Source organism: Kaistella rhinocerotis, assembly GCF_030243905.1.
GTDB lineage: Bacteria > Bacteroidota > Bacteroidia > Flavobacteriales > Weeksellaceae > Kaistella > Kaistella rhinocerotis.
In genome coordinates, this window is record NZ_JASSYY010000002.1 from 330,669 (window position 1) to 347,827 (window position 17,159).

17 protein-coding genes are annotated in these 17,159 nt (G+C 42.9%); 7 read left to right on the top strand and 10 right to left on the bottom strand.

The features are described 5' to 3' along the window. Nucleotides 1-48 precede the first annotated feature (48 nt). From fbaA to QEP06_RS06755, 3 genes are all read left to right on the top strand, one after another. The gene (fbaA, locus tag QEP06_RS06745; protein ID WP_285269614.1) at nt 49-1,116 is read left to right on the top strand and encodes a class II fructose-bisphosphate aldolase; all 1,068 of its coding nucleotides are present in this window, start codon (nt 49-51) and stop codon (nt 1,114-1,116) included. 93 nt (nt 1,117-1,209) lie between these two features. Then, nucleotides 1,210-2,058 (top strand): acetyl-CoA carboxylase, carboxyltransferase subunit beta, encoded by an 849-nt coding sequence (gene accD, locus QEP06_RS06750; RefSeq protein WP_285269615.1) that lies wholly within the window; start codon nt 1,210-1,212, stop codon nt 2,056-2,058. Between the two features lie 50 nt (nt 2,059-2,108). Beyond that, nucleotides 2,109-2,621, top strand: a complete 513-nt coding sequence (locus QEP06_RS06755) for a DUF6973 domain-containing protein (protein ID WP_251832618.1) — start codon at nt 2,109-2,111, stop codon at nt 2,619-2,621. 6 nt (nt 2,622-2,627) lie between these two features. Here QEP06_RS06755 and QEP06_RS06760 read toward each other — a convergent pair whose 3' ends face one another. After that, complete coding sequence (locus QEP06_RS06760) at nt 2,628-3,860, bottom strand: PQQ-dependent sugar dehydrogenase (RefSeq protein WP_285269616.1); 1,233 nt, start codon at nt 3,858-3,860, stop codon at nt 2,628-2,630. 193 nt (nt 3,861-4,053) lie between these two features. Between QEP06_RS06760 and uvrB the strand changes: the two genes are divergently transcribed. Beyond that, entirely contained in the window at nt 4,054-6,042 is a 1,989-nt protein-coding gene (gene uvrB, locus QEP06_RS06765; protein WP_285269617.1) for an excinuclease ABC subunit UvrB, read from the top strand. A gap of 76 nt (nt 6,043-6,118) precedes the next feature. On the opposite strand, the gene QEP06_RS06770 is transcribed toward uvrB, so the two are convergent. The 4 genes from QEP06_RS06770 to QEP06_RS06785 all read right to left on the bottom strand — a co-directional run bounded on the left by QEP06_RS06770 (nt 6,119) and on the right by QEP06_RS06785 (nt 9,046). Continuing rightward, a complete protein-coding gene (locus tag QEP06_RS06770) occupies nt 6,119-6,370 on the bottom strand; it encodes a DUF3820 family protein (RefSeq protein ID WP_285270072.1) in 252 nt (83 codons plus the stop codon). 11 nt (nt 6,371-6,381) lie between these two features. Continuing rightward, the gene (locus tag QEP06_RS06775) at nt 6,382-7,464 is read right to left on the bottom strand and encodes an AI-2E family transporter (protein ID WP_285269618.1); all 1,083 of its coding nucleotides are present in this window, start codon (nt 7,462-7,464) and stop codon (nt 6,382-6,384) included. A gap of 57 nt (nt 7,465-7,521) precedes the next feature. Beyond that, nucleotides 7,522-8,253 (bottom strand): beta-carotene 15,15'-monooxygenase, encoded by a 732-nt coding sequence (locus QEP06_RS06780; RefSeq protein ID WP_285269619.1) that lies wholly within the window; start codon nt 8,251-8,253, stop codon nt 7,522-7,524. Between the two features lie 70 nt (nt 8,254-8,323). Then, the gene (locus tag QEP06_RS06785) at nt 8,324-9,046 is read right to left on the bottom strand and encodes a DUF2189 domain-containing protein (protein WP_285269620.1); all 723 of its coding nucleotides are present in this window, start codon (nt 9,044-9,046) and stop codon (nt 8,324-8,326) included. A 109-nt stretch (nt 9,047-9,155) separates the two neighbouring features. On the opposite strand from QEP06_RS06785, the gene QEP06_RS06790 reads away from it, so the two are divergent. Both QEP06_RS06790 and QEP06_RS06795 read left to right on the top strand, forming a co-directional pair. Continuing rightward, complete coding sequence (locus tag QEP06_RS06790; RefSeq protein WP_425256190.1) at nt 9,156-10,100, top strand: aminodeoxychorismate synthase component I; 945 nt, start codon at nt 9,156-9,158, stop codon at nt 10,098-10,100. After that, entirely contained in the window at nt 10,084-10,686 is a 603-nt protein-coding gene (locus QEP06_RS06795; RefSeq protein ID WP_285269622.1) for an aminotransferase class IV, read from the top strand. The genes QEP06_RS06790 and QEP06_RS06795 overlap by 17 nt, the downstream gene beginning before the upstream one ends. Before the next feature lie 33 nt (nt 10,687-10,719). On the opposite strand, the gene QEP06_RS06800 is transcribed toward QEP06_RS06795, so the two are convergent. The 5 genes from QEP06_RS06800 to QEP06_RS06820 form a co-directional block, all read right to left on the bottom strand. Then, entirely contained in the window at nt 10,720-11,061 is a 342-nt protein-coding gene (locus QEP06_RS06800) for a hypothetical protein (protein WP_285269623.1), read from the bottom strand. Nucleotide 11,062: 1 nt separating this feature from the next. After that, a complete protein-coding gene (locus QEP06_RS06805) occupies nt 11,063-12,037 on the bottom strand; it encodes an endonuclease/exonuclease/phosphatase family protein (protein WP_285269624.1) in 975 nt (324 codons plus the stop codon). Between the two features lie 9 nt (nt 12,038-12,046). Continuing rightward, nucleotides 12,047-12,778 (bottom strand): rhomboid family intramembrane serine protease, encoded by a 732-nt coding sequence (locus QEP06_RS06810; protein WP_285269625.1) that lies wholly within the window; start codon nt 12,776-12,778, stop codon nt 12,047-12,049. A 3-nt stretch (nt 12,779-12,781) separates the two neighbouring features. Then, a complete protein-coding gene (mutL, locus tag QEP06_RS06815; RefSeq protein ID WP_285269626.1) occupies nt 12,782-14,545 on the bottom strand; it encodes a DNA mismatch repair endonuclease MutL in 1,764 nt (587 codons plus the stop codon). Between the two features lie 158 nt (nt 14,546-14,703). Further along, nucleotides 14,704-16,815 carry a prolyl oligopeptidase family serine peptidase gene (locus tag QEP06_RS06820; RefSeq protein ID WP_285269627.1) on the bottom strand — a complete coding sequence of 704 codons (2,112 nt, stop codon included), beginning with the start codon at nt 16,813-16,815 and terminating at the stop codon, nt 14,704-14,706. A gap of 138 nt (nt 16,816-16,953) precedes the next feature. On the opposite strand from QEP06_RS06820, the gene QEP06_RS06825 reads away from it, so the two are divergent. Then, nucleotides 16,954-17,145 (top strand): hypothetical protein, encoded by a 192-nt coding sequence (locus tag QEP06_RS06825; protein ID WP_251832605.1) that lies wholly within the window; start codon nt 16,954-16,956, stop codon nt 17,143-17,145. Nucleotides 17,146-17,159: the final 14 nt, after the last annotated feature.

The window sequence follows — 17,159 nt, forward strand, 5'->3', positions numbered from 1 at the left end:
AACTTTACAGACCTTTTTTAAGTACAATTATTCCTAAAAAAACAAATTATGAGCAGACGTTTCCCGGCAGGTGTTGCCACAGGCGATTTAGTGACCGAAATCTTCGAATATGCGAAGCAAAACAATTTCGCTCTTCCGGCGGTAAATGTAATTGGTTCAAGTAATGTGAACGCGGTTCTGGAAACGGCCGCGAAGCTGAACTCACCTGTCATCATTCAGTTTTCTAATGGTGGCGCGGCTTACAATGCAGGAAAAGGCCTTAGCAACGATGGCCAGAAAGCTGCAATTGCGGGTGCGGTTGCGGGTGCTAAACATATCCATACTTTAGCCGAAGCGTATGGCGCAACTGTGATTTTGCATACAGATCACTGTGCAAAAAAACTTTTACCATGGGTTGACGGTTTGATGGACGCAAACGAAGAATTCTATGCTCAAACAGGAAAATCGCTCTATTCATCACACATGCTTGATTTGTCTGAAGAACCGATTGAGGAAAACCTTGATATTTCTTGCAAATATTTCGAAAGAATGGCCAAAATGGGCATGACGCTTGAGATCGAACTCGGTGTAACTGGTGGAGAAGAAGACGGCGTAGACAACTCCGGTGTGGATTCATCTAAACTTTATACGCAGCCTGACGAGGTGGCTTATGCCTATGAAAGACTGAATGCAATATCTCCGAATTTTACCATCGCGGCAGCTTTCGGCAATGTTCACGGCGTCTACAAACCTGGTAATGTGAAACTTACTCCTAAGATTCTCGACAATTCCCAGAAATATGTTCAGAAAAAATTTGGAACATCAGATAAGCCTGTAAACTTTGTTTTCCATGGCGGATCGGGTTCTACTGTTGAAGAAATTCGTGAAGCGATTGGCTACGGTGCAATCAAAATGAATATTGATACCGATCTACAGTTCGCTTATACCGAAGGCATCAGAGATTACATGACCGGAAATATCGAGTATCTGAAAACACAGATCGGAAATCCTGAAGGTGATGATAAACCGAACAAAAAGTTCTATGACCCTAGGGTTTGGGTACGAAAAGGTGAAGAAACTTTCATGAAGCGATTAGTTCAGGCATTTGAAGATCTGAACAACGTAAATACACTTTAAAATATACTTTTTAAGTTTCTGAATTAAATTTAAGCTGCAAAAGTTGCCGTTTTTAAATTTAAATCTGGAACCTGAAAACCTAAAATTATACGAATGGCATTTGACTGGTTTAAAAGAAAAGCTAAAAACATAACCACTTCAACAGAGGACAAAAAAGATGTCCCGCGTGGGCTCTGGCACCAGACACCGACAGGCAAGATCATCGAGCATGAGGAACTGAAAGCAAACAACTATGTTTCGCCTGAAGACGGATTCCATGTAAGGATTGGAAGCCGCGAATTTTTCTCAATCCTTTTTGATGACAACAAGTACACAGAGCTCGACGCTAATGTAGAGAGCGTTGATATGCTGAACTTTAAAGACACCAAATCTTACACAGACCGTTTGAAGGAGGTGAAAGCCAAAACGAAACTCACAGATTCTATACGGAATGCTGTAGGAACAGTGAACGGCGAAAAAATAGTGATATCGTGTATGGATTTTGCATTTATCGGCGGGTCTCTCGGCTCGGTGATGGGCGAAAAAATTCGCCGCGCAGTAGATTACTGTATTGCAAATAAACTTCCGTACATGATCATTTGCCAATCTGGTGGTGCGCGTATGCAGGAAGCCACTTACTCGCTGATGCAGCTTGCCAAAGTTCAGGCAAAACTTGCCCAACTTTCAGAAGCAGGCTTGCTTTACATCGCCTATCTGTGCGATCCAACTTTCGGAGGAATCACGGCTTCATTCGCGATGACCGCAGACATTATCATGGCTGAGCCGGGCGCGCTGATCGGATTTGCGGGACCAAGGGTAATCCGTGAAACTATTGGTAAAGATCTGCCGGAAGGTTTCCAGACATCTGAGTTCCTTCAGGAAAAAGGTTTCGTAGATTTCATTGTAAAACGAACAGAAATCAAAGAAAAGGTATCGAAAACCGTGCGGCTTTTGGTTCACTAACAAACCATTAAAATTTACAGTCTCTCCTTTTCTAAAGGAGAGATTTCTTTATGAGAAAAACTTTACGCGTTTTTTACAATACTCTGAAAACCCTGAGCTTCACCAAGTTGCTGCGGATTCTCAAGTTGTGCCTTCCTAATCCGTTACTCACTATACTTGCGACTTACGCTACGCTGAGGAGCTTTGTACTGGCACAGAAGTTTTTCCCAAAGACCAGTTCAACTAATGGCGTCGGGAATGCGTTCCGCCATGCACTTTGGTGCTGCCTTATCATGATGTACTGCTGCAAGATCACATCGCCCGAAAAAGCGCTGAGTTTCTGTAAAAAACTTACGGATCTGCACGAAGAACTATTTCCGAATGAGCCACTGGAAAGACAAATGGACCTGCATAACAATGAGATTGGAATGCAGCTTTTCATGGAACTTTTGCCGGGCATTCACCGTCAGTTTTTCGAGAGCAGTTTTTTTATCGAGAAGCTTTTGGTAAAAATAAAAACCGCCAAAATCCTTTCAGATCCTGGCGGTGACTATAGTGGAAATTTGGTTTATCTTAAAAAATAGTGGCGCTTAGTTTTTCTTAATTCTGTAAAGTTTACCACTGTCTGAGATAGCATACAGGTTTCCGTCTTTAGCACTGTGCACATCGCGGATCCTGTCATTCTGATCAGTCATTAGCCATTCTTCGCCTACTACTTTATTATTCTCAATGACGAGTCGGATAATTTTCTGTCCGCTCAGGCAACCCACCATCAGATTATTCTTCCATTCATCGATGTTTCCTTTGTAGAAATCCATTCCACTCATTGAAATCGAAGGATCCCAATAATACACTGGCTGCTCAGTGCCCGCCTTCTGTGTGGTTCCATTATTGATTTTTTTTCCGCTGTACTCTATGCCGTAGGTTACATCGCCCCAACCATAATTCTTTCCAGGTTGAATCAGGTTGATTTCATCGCCACCTTTCGGCCCCATCTCCCCGTCCCAAAGCTGGCCTTTATGATCGAGCGCCAACCCTTGAGGATTACGAATCCCCGTCGCGTAAATCTCCGGTTTCCAGCCTGAAATTTTTGGATTACCAGGCGCAGGTTTACCATCGGTAGTGAGCTTAAGAACTTTACCTAAATACGCATCCTGACGCTGAGCATACGGCCGCATTTCCATATCTGACCGTTCACCGGTACTTACAAAAAGATGTCCGTCACGATCGAATACGAGGCGGCTGCCGAAATGTTTATCGCCATCATAAGTAGGTGTGGCGCGGAAAATTACGCTTGCATTCTCGATATTTTTTTCGTCCATTGAAAGTTTTCCTTTCGCAACAGCAGTATGATTTCCACTGGAAACAGGTTCAGAAAAGGACCAGTAGATCATTCGGTTTGATGCAAAATTCGGGTCCAGCGCCACGTCGAGGAGTCCGCCCTGCCCTTTTGAATCCACTTTAGGCAAACCTTCAACTTTCATTACGTTCTGTCCGTCAGCTGAAACGATACTCATGTAACCGGTTTTTGAAGTGATCAGCAAACGGCCATCCGGCAATGTGGTCATACCCCACGGCTTTTCAAGGCTTGAATTGATTACTTCCACTTTGTAAGGTGTATTGGTTTTAACGCCGGCAATGCGGGTCTGCCCTTCAAATGCAGGTTGATATTCCGGTGAATTTTTAGCGGCGGTTTCGGGATTGCTAAGGGTTCCGTTTGGCTGCGTTTTAGGTTCCTGATAGGAGTTGTGGTTGGTACCGCCACACGAACTTAGAAAAACGAGACCGCAAACGGGTAATACTTTCAGTAAATAAGTGATCATGATATAATTTTTTGCGCTTCGTAATGCAATAATTGTTCCGTGAAACATCTGGAAAGTTTAACTTATTTCTTTAAATATGAACAGGACGCAGATATACTTTTTCGTGCTGATAATGAAAGTGGTACAGTTATTCGGCACCAATTTTCGTATTTTTGCAGATTGGAAGAATATTTGTTCTTTCTTGAGATATATTATGAAATTTAAATTAAAATCTGAATTCAAACCCACCGGTGACCAGCCACAAGCCATTGAGAAACTGGTGAAAGGTCTTGAAATCGGCGAAAAATATCAAACATTACTCGGCGTTACCGGTTCGGGTAAAACCTTTACTGTAGCTAATGTTGTGAATGAAGTTCAAAAACCTACTTTGGTTTTGGCTCATAACAAGACGCTTGCTGCCCAGCTTTTTATGGAATTCAAAGAATTCTTCCCCGAAAATGCGGTAGAGTACTTTGTGAGCTACTATGATTATTACCAGCCCGAGGCATTTATCGCGTCCACAAATACCTACATTGAAAAAGATTTATCCATCAATGAAGAAGTTGAGAAACTAAGACTTTCGGCCTCTGCGAGTTTGCTTTCGGGCAGACGTGATGTACTAATCGTAGCCTCGGTTTCCTGTATCTATGGTATCGGTAATCCGACAGAATTCAATAAATCTTTAATCGAGCTGAAGAAAAGCAGCAAGATTACACGGACAGATTTTTTACACAAATTAGTCAATGCACTGTATGCAAGGACATTAAATGAGTTTACACGCGGTACTTTCAGGGTGAAAGGCGACGTGATCGATGTGTATCCGGCATATGCTGATAATGCGGTGCGCGTGCAGTTTTTCGGTGACGAAATAGAGAAAATCCACAGTTTCAATCCGCTTACCGGAAATGTGATGTCGGAGTTTGACGAAATTAATATCTATCCCGCCAACCTTTTTGTGACCTCGAAAGAAACCCAGCACAGCGCCATCCGGGAGATTCAGGACGATATGGTGAAGCAGGTCGACTTTTTTAATTCGATTGAAAAACCATTTGAAGCAAAACGACTGCAGGAAAGAACCGAACTTGACCTCGAAATGATGAAAGAACTCGGCTACTGCAGCGGAATTGAAAACTATTCGCGTTATTTTGACCGCAGATTGCCCGGTACCAGACCTTTCTGTTTGTTAGATTATTTTCCGAAGGATTTCCTAATGGTGATTGATGAAAGTCACGTTACGGTGCCGCAGGTCCACGCAATGTACGGCGGAGACCGCAGCCGTAAAGAAGTGTTGGTAGAGCACGGTTTCCGGCTTCCCGCCGCCATGGATAACCGTCCGCTGAAATTTGAGGAGTTTGAGGCGATGCAAAATCAGGTGATTTATGTCTCAGCCACGCCGGCAGACTATGAACTTGAAAAAAGTGGCGGCGAATATGTAGAACAGATCATACGGCCGACCGGACTTTTGGATCCCGTTATCGACATCAGACCGACGATCAATCAGATTGATGACCTCATCGAGGAGATCCAAAAGCGTACGGAACTGGACGAAAGGGTTTTGGTGACCACTTTAACCAAAAAAATGGCCGAGGAACTGACCAAATATTTCACACGGTTTGGCATCCGCACCAGATACATTCACTCCGATGTGGAAACGCTGGAGCGAATCCAGATCATGCAGGACCTTCGTGTGGGGCTTTTTGATGTGCTGGTGGGCGTCAACCTTCTCCGTGAGGGTCTCGATTTACCTGAAGTTTCACTGGTTGCGATTTTGGATGCTGATAAGGAAGGAATGTTGCGTTCACGCCGCTCATTAGTTCAAACGATTGGGCGTGCGGCAAGAAATGTGAACGGAAAAGCCATACTTTACGCTGATAAAATGACCGGTTCCATGCAGCGCGCGATTGATGAAACCAACTACAGACGTCAGAAACAGATGGAGTATAATGAGAAGAACGGATTGGTTCCGACCTCTTTAAACAAGAAAATTTCCGAAGTTTTGGTTGGTCGCAGCAAAGATTTTCCGGATCCTAAATACACGCAGAAGGAAATCCTTAAACAGGTTGCTGAAGACAAAGCCAATTTTGGCAAAGACGCCACCGTTCTGATTGCAGAAAAACAAAAAGCGATGGAGGCGGCCGCGCGGAACCTGGATTTTATAAAAGCAGCTAAATTAAGGGACGAAATCGCTGCGCTGAAGGCGTGATCAATAATTCAGAACTGATTCTTTGAAACTTAATCAGTTGGGATTAAGGTTATTGTTGCGGGAATAAAATTTAGATCTAAAACTTATAAACCTTATTTTTTGAAGTGGCAAAATTCACCTTTCCGCGAATCGGAATCAGCAAATCCATCAACCCGTTCACTTTTATCTCATAAATCGTACTCAGCTGCATGCCCAGCTTACCTTTTGGCATTCCCTGGCGGTGCATCCACTCCAGGTAATGCACCGGAATATCAGCAATTACAACGTCTTTATACTTGCCAAAAGGCATTTTCTGGATGCAGATTTCCTCCAGGATCTGCGGATTCATCATGTCCATCATCAGATAGTTAGGTCTATTTTTTCTTCAATTTCTTTAGGTTCAGGCATAATGAGTTCATTGTCTTCATCCGAAAACTCATCGCGGTAAACCTGAATCAGCATTACAGTGATGGAAACCATTATCGGCCCGAAAATAAGGCCCATAAACCCAAAGATATTCATCCCGGCAATGATGCCGAAAACGGTGTTCAGAGGATGAATGTTTTCGAGCCTTTTTAAAAGTGTAAAGCGTAAAAGATTATCAGTAAGTCCTACAGCGATCAGGCAATAGACTGCTAAACCCAGTCCCGGGCCTAAATTACCCTCCGCGATCATGAAAATGCAGACCGGCACAAAAACGATCGCGCCGCCCACAATCGGGATCATCGACGTCACTGCGGTAAGTGCAAATAAAAGAACCGGACTTGGCGCATCGAAAATAAAATAACCGATCAAAGCTACAATTCCCTGACCCAGCGCAACCACCGGTATTCCGATAGCGTTTGCAATCACCATATTCCTGAATTTATCGCCTAAAAGATTAACATTCGATTTTTTCAAAGGGGCTGAACTTTTTACCAACTTTTCGAAAAATCGCGGTCTTTCGAGCATGAAATAGAGGATAAAATACATCGACAGCACGACGGTAAGTGTATTGAAAGTACCGCTCAGCGCCGATGTGGAATATTTACCGACAGAATCTTTCAGTTTATCAAGGTTTTCTTTGCTCAGCAAATCCACTTTGGTTTTGGCATAAACGAAATCGTGAATCTTATCTACAAAAACATTGAATTTCTGCATGTATACCGACGCATTTCCGAGTTTCTCCAGCAGCAAGTCCGCGATGAAATATACCGGCAGAATAAGGATAACGAGCGTCGCAAAAATGATGACTGCCGATGCCTGCCACGGTTTCCATTCGCGTTCTTCCTGCAGATACAGATTGTATTTGCGGGATATGATGTATAGTGTTATCGCGCCGAGCAGCGACGGAATAAACAGAGAAAGATTATAACAGATCAAACCCGCCAAAATCAGGATGACCGCGAGCAGGAAGATCTGTTTGATTTTTACCTCGCTGATCTGTTCTTTTTTATTTGGCATTGGTTTTCTTTAATTTTTATTAATGCTCGCCCTAATGAAAATATGAAGCCAATATCATCAGGCATTAAGGCCCAATTGTCTTGGAGCGCCGCAGAACGCGCAATACGCCGCATACATCACTGTCATATAAAACGGAAATGATGCTATAACGCCAATTCCGCAGAGCAAAATACCCGCAATGCTGATTAAGAATCCGATGAAGGATACCAACAAAAATGTACCGTAATTGTCTTTTGCGATTTTAAATGATTTGCTGATCGCATCCGTGAAGCTTGCATTCTCAAACAACAGGATGGGATAACCCAACAGGAACAAAGGCATCACAAAAAATGCCGGAAGAAAACATAACGCAAACGAAATGGCCACGATCACCGTACTTATTAAGGTGTAAATCACGATGTTTACAAAATTTTGGCGGTAGCCGATGAACAGGTCATTCACGCGCAGCGGTTGGTTATAATGGTAGCGGTTTGCGAGGTATAAAATTCCTACATAAAGCGGTGCAAGCAACAGACTCAATATTCCCGAAAGTCCGTAGTAAAGCCGGAAACCGGGTACAGACCATACATCTATGTCACCAAAATCTCCGTCGGCGCTTATTATTTCATCTGAAAGTGTCTGTGAACTGAAACCGGTGACCGGCTGCAGCACCATCGATACGCCGAAATATATAATCATCGCCAATATACCGTACAGAAAGATTCCCTTATAAAGATCGAACGCGTGAGAAATGATATCGCTCCAGTTCTTTGATCGGTTTGTCTCGCTGAATTCCTGAAATGTGCTCATAAGTTTAGTTTTTTAATGTAACTCAAATTTAAAGTAAAAAGGAGAATATCACATTTAAAAAAAACAACAGTTACTTCACTTCATTGAAATATTGTCGGTAAAGCGTGTAGATCATCGCATGTATGAACGGGAAAGTGAAGAATATCCCAAAACCGCACAGCAGGAACCCGCTGAGTCCGAAGATGAGCGCCACCGCCATAGAGATGAAAATAACCGCGAAATTTTTCTTCAAAACTTTGAACGTCAGAGAAATCCCTTCAAAAGCCCGAATTTGCATGAAAAACATAAGCGGAATACTGAACAGTGTTACAAAATACCAAACTATTCCCAGTAGCAGAAGCGCGTTCGCATAAGTGAAAATGATAATCCAAAAAAGGTGGAACGCAAAAAAATTGAAGAAAGCAAATCCCTGATAACCTGCGAACACATCTGTAAAATTGATTTTTTCCTTAAGATCAATCTTACGGTAAATGGCATACAACCCCACCGCCAGCGGATTGATAAGCGCCATCAGAAACAGAAATGCAAGTGCGAAATTACGCGCCTGAGGCAAACGTGAGATCTCTTCCACTTTTTTGTTGAATGCGGCAATATCGGTCTGAACCAATTCTTTGTGTTCCATAAAAAGGTCCCATAAACCAAAATGCTGCAAAAGATACCAGTAGCCCACGAAAAAAAGCAGGAAATACCAAAAACTGAACATCAGCTGATACAGGAGCGTGCGGTTCCAATAGCTGAATGCTGTGCGAAGTGTGTAAGACAGGCCGTTGTCGGGCCTTTTAGAATTTTGCATGCGCAAAAATAGGACTTTAAGTATAAAAGCAGAAGTACAATTTCGTGCTGGCCGCGTTTTCAGTATTTTTGTGCCGATGTTTCCCGCTGCACATGCTCAATTCGATAAAATGGATCAACTGTCACAACAGCAGATTCCGTTTTTCTATATCATTGATTTTGAGGTTGAAAATATTGAAATATTTCGTGAAGATGAATTGCTATTTTCAGGCTTAATGATTGACTTTGAATACATTAAAACACCCAAACCACGACTTGATTTGGCGCGAAACTTTAAATTCAAATCAAACCCGGCAAGTCTTGAAGATTATGAAAAGGGCTTTCAACATATACAGAAACACCTGAAAGAAGGCTACAGCTACCTCGCAAATTATACCTGCAGCACAAAAATTGAAACCAACCTTTCTGCGGAAGAGATATTTGCGCGTGCAGAAGCCAAATACAAAGTATTTTACCCTGGAAAGTTTGTATTCTTCTCACCTGAGACCTTTGTGGAAACAGACGGGAATAAGATTAAAACGCACCCGATGAAGGGAACGATCGATGCAGCGGTAGAAAATGGGGCTGAACTTCTGAGAAAAGACCCCAAAGAGCAGGCGGAACATTACACCGTGGTCGATTTGCTTCGGAATGACCTCAGCATGGTAGCGGAACGAGTATGTGTGGATGAATTTCAACGCGTCGACCTTATAAGAACCAACAAAAAAAATCTGTACGCGATGAGTTCTGAGATTTCAGGAACACTGAAACCGGAATTTCGGGGAAAAGTTGGCAGTATCATGCGCACGCTTTTACCGGCTGGATCAATTTTAGGCGCTCCAAAAAAGAAAACTTCAGAGATTATCCTCGAAGCTGAAAACCACAAAAGAGGATTCTACACGGGTGTTTGTGGCTATTTCGACGGGAAAAACCTTGATTCCTGCGTGATGATCCGCTTCATCGAACTCCAGGGCGAAAAAATGTTTTTTAAAAGTGGTGGTGGCATCACACATTTAAGTAAATTGCCCGATGAATACGAAGAGATGAAAAACAAGATTTATGTCCCAATTTATTGAAAGCATCAGGGTTGAAGACCGAAAACTTCACCTGCCTGACCTGCACCAGCAACGCGTGAAACGCACATTCGAGCATTTTGGGAAAGAAAACCCAATAGATATTTCGAAAATTTACAGGGACCTTCATCATGATGGCGAAGGGCTGTTCAAGCTTCGGATCGTTTACGATTTTGAAAAGGTTTTACAGACTCAGCTAATTCCTTACGCGATTTCGGAACTGCACTCTGTGCGTCTTGTGGAAAATAATCTGTACGATTATGCTTTTAAATTCGCCGACCGAACAACCCTTGAAAACATGCGGCGCGAGGCAAAAAGTGATGAGATAATCATTGTAAAAAACAATCGTATCACCGATACTTCGTTCTCGAACTTACTGTTTAAAAAGGGTAAGACCTGGTACACGCCTTCTACTTTCCTGCTCAATGGCGTGCAGCGCCAGCATCTTTTGAAGACAAAAAAAATAAAAGAAACGGAAATCACTGTTCAAAATCTGCGGGAATTCTCTCACTTTCAAATCATTAACGCGATGAATGATTTCGATGATATGTTCATCTATCCATTAAGCATAATTCAAAATCTTCCTTAAAACACAGCCGTTTAAAACATTGATTTCCACTATTTAAGGTTGTTTTTGCTCTTCGTTTTTCTGCTCTGTTTTAGTTTCATTTTGCGCCGCCTTCTTTTTCTCTGCTGATTTGGCTTCTGCTTCCTTAGCTTTTTTAAGCTGTTCGGCCTGCGCAGCCTCGTTCTTTGCCTTATTTAATGAATCCTGATATTTTAATGATGATCTTCGGATCTGTGCAGCAATATCAACTGACGTAGCGCCCGTTGAAAACGAGTCTACCGCAATGGTGTCATACGGAGCAGCCTCCGAAATTTCGCGCTCGGTTTGCTGCTCGGCGAGCTTTTTATCACCACAGGAAATATTTAAAACCAAAAGGAATAGAAGTAGATATTTCATATTATTCTATTTTAAATTCCGCAATCGCAGGGTAATGATCAGACAGTTTTTTTCGCCGGTCCACACGGTAAGAAACGGGAATAATTTCAGGTGAACAGAAAATATAATCAATACGGATCGGCACTTTATAATCATGGAAACTGGTCGCATTTCCGCGGCCTACTTCCGCAAAAACGTCTTTCAATCCTTCAGAAAGCTGATAGTATTCGTAAGAATTCGGTACCGCATTGAAATCACCGGCTAAGATGACAGGGTACGGCGAATCTTTAATGGTTTTTTGAATGACTTCAATTTCACGCTGATGCGCCTTGAAGGTCGGAATCAGAGTTTTGCCAATATAGCGGAGTTTCTGAATGTTTGTATTATAATCTTCCGCAGGTTTCACTTTACTTTTATCAAAAGAAAACGGATTTAAGTATACATTGATAAAACGAATTATTTTTCCTTCAATCTTAATATCTGCAAAAAAAGCTTCGCCATTTTCAGAGGTCGGAATTTTTTCCTGATGAATGATTTCTGTTTTTGAATTTAGTGCCAGCAAATCGAAATTGCTTTTATAGCGGTAGCCAGGGACGTCAAAAAGCCCTAAATGCTCCTGTGCCATAGCGACTTGCGCCCTTGACTCCTCTATGTACCGGTAAATGGAGGGCCGGCCGTAAGTACCGCCTTTAATATTCATCGTCAAAACCTTTAGATTGGCTTTTTCTTCACTTGCAGGACTATAGTTCACCCATCGCCGAATCGGATTTATCATTAAAAGTGTCAGAACCAAAAACAAAATTGCGCGCTTTTTCCGCATGATAATCCAGATGATGATCAAAATTATGTTTAAAATCATCAGCGCCGGAAACGTAAGCGAAAGTATATTAAGCCATGGGAAGGTCTGCGGCGCAATAACCGAATTCAGCGTTGTTCCCGCAAGCAGTGCCAGGATAAAGAAGTGCGCAAGCGTGGAAATTGAGCGAATGATTTTCACGGTTTCGTATTAATTGAACCTGTACAGATGCTTTCGCCAAATGCGTGCTAAGATGAATCCTACCAGCGCGCCACCCACGTGTGCCAGATGCGCGATTCCGCCCACATTTCCGGAAACTCCCAGGTAGATGGAAACAAGGATGACGATGGGCATCAAATATTTAACTTTAATCGGAACCGGAATAAACATCAGCCCGATTTTAGCGTCCGGATAAAGGGTAGCGAAAGCTGCGATAACACCGAAAATCGCACCTGAAGCGCCAACCATCGGGATGGTGATGATGTTTCGCAATGAATTTACGAGCACTTGCTGTTCAGCCACTGCAGCCGCGTTGCCGGGAAAAGAGACGCTTTCGCCGGACAAAAACCCGTCCAGATCAAAGCCAAATGCGGTAAGCGATGATTTTATTTGTTCAATTTCAATGAAATTCCAGAGATTAAAGAGGAAAAATGCACCCAAACCACTAAGGAAATAGAGCAGCAAATATTTTTTGTCGCCCAAAACCTGCTCCAGCACCGGTCCGAAACTGAAAAGCGTCATCATATTAAACAAAATATGAAAAAAGCTTCCGTGCATAAACATGTGTGTAATGACTTGCCACGAATGGAAATAAGGCGAAAACGGATAAAAGGCCGCCAAGTTCATCGTAAGCTGATCGTTTTGCAAAAGCTGCACGAGTAAAAAGACTACAACATTCAGTATGATGATATTGCGGGTAAGCGGCGGTATGGTGTTGAACATTTTTTAAAATTTATTTTTAAGGTCATCCAGCGGAAGTTCTATATAGCAACGCTTTCCAGACGGTAGATACTCCGGAAAACCGAGCGCCGAAAAGTCTTTGATAAGCTGCTCAGCATCTGCTTTGTACAGGAAATCAAATCGCGATTTGCTGTGAATTTTGTTCCATTGGTTTTGGTAGAACTGCATGAATTCGTCTTCCGTCCTGTACTCCAGAATCTCAAAGAGCTGCTCCATGAACTTCATCACCTGAGATTCCTTAAGGCCTTCCGGAACGGCATCTATCCGCAGCACATTGTCATTGGCAATTATCATTTCAAAACCCAGCGCGGGCAGAAACTTCTTTATCGAACGGAACTTATTTTTCTCGGTTTCGTTCATGTGATACTCCAGTGAAAACAGCAACGTGTGCCGCTCGGTATTCTTAGTGAATTTTTGGTTGCGTTCCGAGACTACCAACCGGTGCATCCGTCCCAAATCGAGCATCAGCGTCTTGCCGTTCTTATTGTAAAGCCAGTATCCATTGGGCAAGCGCATAAGGTCCTCATCAAAATCTTCTTCTTCAAAAAGATTGATTTTTGAGGGTTCTGCGGAAGCAGTTGGCTGATACATTTCTAGCAGTGCGGCCTGTTCGCCCGGCACAATGCGCTCCTCAAGAAAAGGATTATAATCTCTGTCAACCGTTATTTCCGGCGCGCGGAAAATGGCGCTGCTTCCATTTTTTTGCTGCACAAAGGCTTCAAGACTCACATCTTTCTCAAAATCAAGGCTAGGCGCCACGTTGTAAATGCCTAAAGCTTTCTTAATGGTGGAACGCAGCAACGCAAAGATCAGGTTTTCATCCTCAAATTTTACTTCAGTTTTTTGTGGATGAATATTGACGTCCACCTTCTCTGGATCGAGTTCCAGAAAAAGGAAAAAAGTCGGAATATAACCAGGCAACAGAAGTCCCTCAAAAGCTTCCTGAACAGCTTTATTAAAATACGGACTGCGGAAATAGCGGCCATTCACGAAGAAAAACTGCTCACCACGGACTTTCTTGGCACCTTCGGGTTTGGCGGCAAATCCGCTGAGTTTCACCCAACCTAAATCTTCCTTAATCGGCACAAGAAGCGGATGCAGTTTGCGTCCGAAAATCTCAACGATCCGTTGTAGCAATCCCGATTTGCGTAATCTGAAAATCAAGTCATCGTTATGGAACAGTTCGAAATCTACGTTTTCATGCGCGAGCGCAACACGCTGGAATTCATCAATGATATGCCGGAATTCAACATTGTTATTTTTAAGGAATTTGCGGCGTGCAGGTACATTATAAAAAAGGTTTTTAACTAAAAAATTAGATCCAACAGCCGTCTGTATAGGTTCCTGAAACTGAAAACCGCCGCCTTCGATGTAGATATTGGTGCCCGTAAGTGATTCTGCGGTTTTGGTGCGGAGCTCAACCTGTGCTACCGCAGCAATTGAAGCTAATGCTTCGCCGCGGAAACCTTTGGTTGATATCCGGAAAATATCCTCAGTGCAGTGAATCTTTGAGGTTGCATGACGCTCAAATGCCAGACGCGCATCGGTGTCGCTCATGCCGCTGCCGTTATCTACCACCTGAATAAGGTTTTTACCTGCATCGCGGATGATAAGCTCAATCTTCGTGGCGTGCGCATCGATGGCGTTCTCCATCAGTTCTTTTACAATGGAGGCAGGCCGCTGCACCACTTCGCCGGCGGCAATCTGGTTCGCAACGTGATCGGGCAAAAGTTTAATTATATCTGACATCTAAAAATCTACAATGGCACAAAAATAACGATTAGATTTGGGATTAAATATTTAATGAATTGCTTTTAAAAGTTTAGACAAACACATGAGGTTGATAAGCATCGCAACAAAAAAGCTTCCCGACTAAAGCCGGAAAGCTTTTAATTATGACAAAATATTTATTTCTTCAAAGTCTTAAAGCCCATTTCATAGAGCGCAAAACTTAAAAGATCAGCATTTTCTCCGATTACCTGCTCGGTACTGCGCCCTGCGCCATGGCCGGCATTTACCTCAATTCTAACCAGCACCGGATTGCTGCACGACTGTTTTTCCTGAAGTTCAGCCCCAAACTTGAATGAATGCGCGGGAACTACACGGTCATCATGATCGCTGGTGATGATCATCGTCGAAGGATAGCAAACTCCTTTTCTAACATTGTGTACAGGCGAGTAAGATTTCAGATAATCGAACATTTCGCGGCTGTCCTCGGCAGTTCCGTAATCGTAGCTCCAGCCTGCACCCGCCGTAAATTTGTTATACCTCAGCATATCCAGAACGCCTACACCCGGGAAGGCAACTTTAGCCAGATCCGGACGCATCGTCATCGTAGCTCCTACGAGCAGACCACCATTCGATCGGCCGGAAAGCGCCATGTACTCAGGAGAAGTATATCCTTTTTGCTGCAGATACTCACCGGCTTCGATGAAGTCATCAAATACATTTTTCTTCTGCATTTTCGTACCCGCATCATGCCATTTTTTGCCGTATTCGCCACCACCGCGGATGTTCGGCACGGCGTAGATTCCACCATTTTCCATCCATATTGCATTCACAACCGAGAAACCTGGCTGCAGGCTGATATTGAAACCACCGTAAGAATAAAGGATGGTCGGGTTTTTACCGTCAAGCTTGATCCCTTTTTTGTAATTGATCATCATCGGGATCTTCGTGCCGTCTTTTGATGTGTAAAAAACCTGTTCTGAGACATAATTTTCAGGACTGAATTTTACGTTCGGTTTCTGGTAAATTTCAGATTTACCGCTTTCCAAATTGTATTTATAGATCGTTCCCGGCGTAATGTAATTCGTGTAAGAGAAATAAAGATCCTTGTCACCGTCTTTTCCGCTAAATCCAGACGCTGTACCAACACCCGGAAGTTCGATGGTGCGGACGAGTTTTCCGTCATAATCCATTTGGCGGACAGAAGTCACTGCATCTTTCATGTATTTGGCAAAGATGTATCCGCCTCCTGTGGAAACGCTGAGCACTTCTTCAGACTCCGGAATCACGTCCGTCCACACCGAAGGATTTTTGATGTCGAACTTCACCAAACGCATATTCGGCGCATCGCGGTCTGTAAGTGCGTAGATGATATCACCTTTTGAATCTATGAAATCGGTGTTGTGGCTATACCCTTTCTGGATCGGAATAAAATCTGTCTTATTTTTTAAATCTTTAATATAAAGCTCATTTCCGTTAGTCGCTTCAGACGCGCTGAGAATCTCGTAACGCTGGTCATCAGACACACCAACACCCATGTAGCGGCGCTTGAAACTGTCGCCACCGATCACAAGCCTGTCCTGAGACTGTTTGGTACCGAGCTTATGGAAATACACCTTGTGCGTATCTGTTTTTGCTGAAAGTTCGCTGCCGGTAGGTTTGTCGTAGCTTGAATAATAAAAACCTTCATCGCCGGACCACGAAACGCCTGAGAATTTCACGTCTTTAATGGTCTCATCGATGATGTGCTTGGTTTCGGCATCCATGATGATGATTTTGTTCCAGTCGCTGCCGCCTTCAGAAATAGAATAGGTAAGCAAATTGCCTTTTTTGTTGAATGAAATACCTGCGAGGGAAGTTGTTCCTTTTTCTGAAAATTTATTAGGATCTAAAAACACCTCCGTCTTCCCGTTTTTATCGGTTCTATATAGTACAGACTGTGCCTGAAGACCATCATTTTTGTAGAAATAGGTATAGTTTCCTTCCTTGAAAGGCGCGCCAATCTTCTCGTAATTCCAAATATTTTTTAGCTGCGAACGGATTTCTTCGCGAAACGGGATCTGCTCCAGATAATTATTGGTAAAAGCTACCTCGCGCTGCACCCAGTCTTTGGTATCATCTGCGCGGTCATCTTCTAGCCAGCGGTACGGATCCTCTACTTTCTGGCCGAAATATTCATCTGTGTGGGCAATTTTCTTTGTTTCGGGATAGATGCGGTTTTGTGTCATTTTTTGAGGTGAGCAGGCTGCAAGAAAAACAGCACCGGTCAAGATAAGTCCGTTCGCTTTCATTAAAAATCTGTTTTTTTCAAATTTATTAAATTATAATCAGTCGGTACCCTAAACATTTAATATTAACAAACTTTAAACTTTGATTTAGATTTTAAGGTACGCATTTTGCTAAAATCTTTTTGTTCTAACTATATTATTATGAAAAGAGAAACCGGAATTTTAGTTGCAAGCAGTTTGGGCTTGCTTGTTGGATTGGGAGTATATGGTTTTAAGTTATTCTTGAATAAAAAAGATACAGATTATAAAGCGTATTACGGAGATTATCACCGCCATTTTGATGACGGTTCCTATGATGATCACCACGGCGTAGAGCTTTATGCCATGCAATAACTCTGGAAAATTGT

Coding starts and splice junctions, on each gene's coding strand:
- QEP06_RS06785 (WP_285269620.1), bottom strand. CDS start 9,046: ATGCAAAATTCTAAAAGGCCCGACAACGGCCTGTCTTACACACTTCGC.
- QEP06_RS06820 (WP_285269627.1), bottom strand. CDS start 16,815: ATGAAAGCGAACGGACTTATCTTGACCGGTGCTGTTTTTCTTGCAGCC.
- QEP06_RS06795 (WP_285269622.1), top strand. CDS start 10,084: ATGTCCCAATTTATTGAAAGCATCAGGGTTGAAGACCGAAAACTTCAC.
- QEP06_RS06755 (WP_251832618.1), top strand. CDS start 2,109: ATGAGAAAAACTTTACGCGTTTTTTACAATACTCTGAAAACCCTGAGC.
- accD (WP_285269615.1), top strand. CDS start 1,210: ATGGCATTTGACTGGTTTAAAAGAAAAGCTAAAAACATAACCACTTCA.
- QEP06_RS06775 (WP_285269618.1), bottom strand. CDS start 7,464: ATGCCAAATAAAAAAGAACAGATCAGCGAGGTAAAAATCAAACAGATC.
- QEP06_RS06790 (WP_425256190.1), top strand. CDS start 9,156: ATGGATCAACTGTCACAACAGCAGATTCCGTTTTTCTATATCATTGAT.
- QEP06_RS06810 (WP_285269625.1), bottom strand. CDS start 12,778: ATGTTCAACACCATACCGCCGCTTACCCGCAATATCATCATACTGAAT.
- QEP06_RS06825 (WP_251832605.1), top strand. CDS start 16,954: ATGAAAAGAGAAACCGGAATTTTAGTTGCAAGCAGTTTGGGCTTGCTT.
- QEP06_RS06760 (WP_285269616.1), bottom strand. CDS start 3,860: ATGATCACTTATTTACTGAAAGTATTACCCGTTTGCGGTCTCGTTTTT.
- uvrB (WP_285269617.1), top strand. CDS start 4,054: ATGAAATTTAAATTAAAATCTGAATTCAAACCCACCGGTGACCAGCCA.
- mutL (WP_285269626.1), bottom strand. CDS start 14,545: ATGTCAGATATAATTAAACTTTTGCCCGATCACGTTGCGAACCAGATT.
- QEP06_RS06780 (WP_285269619.1), bottom strand. CDS start 8,253: ATGAGCACATTTCAGGAATTCAGCGAGACAAACCGATCAAAGAACTGG.
- QEP06_RS06800 (WP_285269623.1), bottom strand. CDS start 11,061: ATGAAATATCTACTTCTATTCCTTTTGGTTTTAAATATTTCCTGTGGT.
- fbaA (WP_285269614.1), top strand. CDS start 49: ATGAGCAGACGTTTCCCGGCAGGTGTTGCCACAGGCGATTTAGTGACC.
- QEP06_RS06770 (WP_285270072.1), bottom strand. CDS start 6,370: ATGAATCCGCAGATCCTGGAGGAAATCTGCATCCAGAAAATGCCTTTT.